This window comes from Mesorhizobium sp. M0698, from assembly GCF_040320455.1.
Lineage (GTDB): Bacteria > Pseudomonadota > Alphaproteobacteria > Rhizobiales > Rhizobiaceae > Mesorhizobium.
Genome location: NZ_JAMYPQ010000067.1, coordinates 1 through 3,699, shown reverse-complemented (window position 1 = coordinate 3,699; position 3,699 = coordinate 1). Strand labels below are relative to the sequence as shown.

Here is a 3,699-nt window from a genome sequence, read left to right as displayed (position 1 = left end):
ATGTCCGACCAACCAGTCTTTCCAACAGGAGGCTTTTCGCATGTTGACTGATGCACAAAGAGAAAAGTGGCAGAAAGACGGATACGTCAGGCTCGAAAGGTTCTTCGCTCCAGCGGCTCGGGAAGATATCTCTACTTTTGTCGAAGATATGTCACGCTGGGATGTAAGCGATGATAAATGGCTCATGTGGTTCGAGAAGACGACGGACAATCGAAAGATCATCTCCAAGATCGAGAATTTTCTCGACTTCCATGATCCATTGCGTCGTTTGCTCTTAGAAGATCAGCGCATAACGTCAGCGGTTGAGGATTTGCTTGGCGAAGATTCGCGCAGGCTCAAGGAGTTGCTGATTTTCCACTACCCCGACAGCGGCGGCTATCTCCCGCATCAGGACATTTATCACATTCCACACAAACTCCCCGACCGGATGGTCCATGCGGTGGTTGCCATAGGCATCGACGACTCCGACCCGGAAAACGGCGGGCTTTTCTTCAGCCCCGGCAACCACAAGAAGGGGGTGTTTCCCATGGATGCCGGTGGGGTGATCGATCCTCAAGTCGCCGAAATGTTCTCCTGGGAACCCGTAGTATGGAAGGCTGGCGACATCTTCATCTTCGACGATTACGCACCGCACTACTCACGACCGAACAAAAGCAATCGTTCGCGGCGGACACTCTATTTGGTGTTCCAGCGTGCTTCAACCGGTGGACCGACCCGCGCTGAATATAACGTGCTTAAGCGCGCCCTTAACCCGCCCGAGGGCAAAGTGGCCGATCTCGACAAACTCAAGCCCCCAAATGGCATTTTCTATCGCGATTGAGCTCACGCAGCCAGGCGGAGGCATGCACACGAAACTGATCGACCGCTCAAAAATGCGCGGAGAGTATGGCGTTCTGATTTGCGGGCTCGCGGAGCATCGACCGCAGCCCGTTAAGACGCTTCGGCACGTGATTGTGGAGGTGGTCGCAGGGGGTCTTCTATGACGCCTACAGACCGACTGGCGCCGCCCTCGTCGCCCGCCTGGCGGCCCAGAGCTGCATTATCCTGGCCGGGGCCGCCAACGGGTTGGGCTGCCGCTTCTCTGCGCAACTTGCACAAGAGGCTGTTGCGTTGGCATCGGGAGATGCCACTGTTTCAACTGCTTAGGTTTGTCATGCGGAAATCTACGCTTTCTCGAACGACGCTGTCCCGGGCGTTCGGTATCAACATGGCCACGCTTGGAACGGGAAGCGCCGGCACGGGGTTTTCGTTCGGTAGGGTGGGACCGGGTGTTACATCCGAGCCTCATCGGCACGACGAAATCGAGGCCTTCGTGATCCTGTCAGGATCGGGCAAGGTCAGGACCGACCTTGGGGAAATCTCGGTCGAGGCGGGCGATGTCGTTCTGTTCCACCCTTTTGAAGCGCATGTGCTGCGCAACGATGGGGACGAAGACCTAGATTTCGTCGGTGTCTACTGGCGAGACGGCGAGGCCGCCCTTGATGCCGCTGCAAAGACCACGGCTCCACGCGGGCCGATCTTCGTCTTCTCCACGCCGCCAACGCCAAATGGCGATCTGCATCTGGGACATCTTTCTGGCCCCTATTTCGGCGCCGACGTCTATACTCGTTTCCTGCGCATGAAAGGAGTCGAAGCATATCATCTCACTGGAAGCGATGACAACCAGAGCTACGTCACGACACGCGCCGATGCCGATCAATCGACGCCTGCAAACGTGGCGCGCTACTACGCCGACGAGATTCGCGCCACGCTTGCACTTCTCGATTGTGACGTCCACAGCTTCCAAGCCACAATGGGCGATGACGGTTACGGCGAGTTTCAAGCCGCGTGTTTCCGCAGTCTTCTGAGCAGCACGGCGGTAGATCTGCGCCAGAGCCCTGCGCTTTTCGATGCTGTGACAGGCCACTATCTTTACGAGCCGGATGTTAGCGGCCTCTGCCCCGATTGCGGCGGCTCCGCCGGTGGCAACATCTGCGAGGAATGCGGCGCCCCAAACCTTTGCCACGACTTGGGTGCAGCCCGGTCACGGCAGTCTGCCGAGGCGCCGCTGGTCGGCTCCGTCCGCCGCCCGGAACTTGCCTTGGACCGATGCTACGACAATATCGACCGGCATCTAAGGGCGTCGGGCGTCCCGCTACGGATCTTAGATCTCTTCGCGCGCCTACGCCGACGCGGCAACTTTTCAGTGCCCATTACCCACCCCTCGGACTATGGCCTGCCGGCCGAAGGGTTCCCGGGGCAAGTGATCTGGGTCTGGCCCGAAATGGCCTTCGGTTTTCTTTACAACATCCAGGCGCTCGGCCGCTTGCTGGGTCGCGACTGGAAGGCGGAGATGCCCGGCAACGACTGGCAGATTGTCCATTTCTTCGGCTTCGACAATTCGTTCTACCACGCGCTACTCTACCCCGCTCTTTACGCCGAGGTCTTCTCCCACTGGACGCCACGCATCCACTATCACGTCAACGAGTTCTACCTGCTCGACGGCAAAAAGTTCTCAACCAGCTGCCGCCATGCGATCTGGGGCAAGGAGGTTCTGAGCCCAAAGACAGTCGACGTCGTGCGCCTCCATTTGGGCCTGACACGCCCGGAAGGTGAGCGGACGGATTTCACGCTGGACGCGCTGCGCCGCACCGAGAACGAGGTGTTCCAAGGGGTTTGGCTGAACTGGCTTGATGCGTTGAACCAGGAAATCAGGCAGGACTTTGGCGGCCGTGTGTCCGACGCAGGCGACTGGGCTCCGGCCGACCGCGCCTTCTTTGCTCGGATAGAGATCTATCGCGCGGCGATGGAGTGCGCCTATTCGGACGAAGGCTTCTCGGTCCGGCGCGCGGCCGCGCAGGCCTGTGATTTCGTGCGCGATTGCGTGATCTACCGTCGGGCGCAAGACTATGCGGCGGCGCGACGTTTCTATCCCGCCCGCAATCGGACTTCGCTAGCCCTTCAGACGACGGCCGCTGCGATCCTGGCGCCGACACTCGCTCCGCTGATGCCCCGATTCGCCAGAACGCTGGCGCGAGGCATCGATGGCGTCTCAACCGAAACATGGCCCCGGTCCGTCCAGCGCCTTGCGCCCGGGACGCGCTTTGATCTCGGACCCGTGTTGGTGTTCTACGCCAAATCCGGCAATCCTCATCTCGATGAGGAGGAAGCACTATGAGCCCAAAGGTGCACCATCCCAATCTCGACCAGATCTGCGCGGCAATCAAAGCCGATGATGCCAAATATCTTTACTCGCTGTCACTGGCGACCGAAGCCGCTATCAGACGGTAGAGACCAGATTGGCGGACCTGAACCAACGCATCGTCGACACCCTGGCCCGCGCCTTCGAGGACCGCTCGGCCGATCGCTTCCCAGCCCTTGCTGTTTCGTGCCGCAAATGCCGTGTGGGCTCGACTGCGCTGACCAACCTCTTCGGCATCGCGGGATTTCCGTCCTCCAGCCGGTCAAGACTGTCATGCGGTTCGAGGCGCTTGGTCAACATGGCGCGCCCTGGATCGTGCGCCGATCACCGGAAATCTCGAATGCGAATCCTGCCTGATGGTATCTTCGATTCTGGCCGAGCCTGTACTGGCGCGGCAGTCGGCCGAAGAACAACTGAGCTACTGACAATCGGAAGGTAGCAGGTTCAAAATTCTGCCCCAGAAACCGGATATTGCGCACAACCAGCGTTCACGATCGCGATGGTGCACAAGCTTCCAA

General features: G+C 59.3%; 2 protein-coding genes. Both read left to right on the top strand.

The genetic code is table 11. From position 1 onward, the window contains the following. Window positions 1-40 precede the first annotated feature (40 nt). Window positions 41-820: a phytanoyl-CoA dioxygenase family protein gene (locus NKI16_RS33850; RefSeq protein WP_352924788.1), complete on the top strand. Its 780-nt coding sequence runs from the start codon at window positions 41-43 to the stop codon at window positions 818-820. A 303-nt stretch (window positions 821-1,123) separates the two neighbouring features. Continuing rightward, on the top strand, window positions 1,124-3,157 hold the full coding sequence (locus tag NKI16_RS33845) for a class I tRNA ligase family protein (protein WP_352924786.1): 2,034 nt from the start codon (window positions 1,124-1,126) through the stop codon (window positions 3,155-3,157). The last annotated feature ends 542 nt before the right edge of the window (window positions 3,158-3,699 follow it).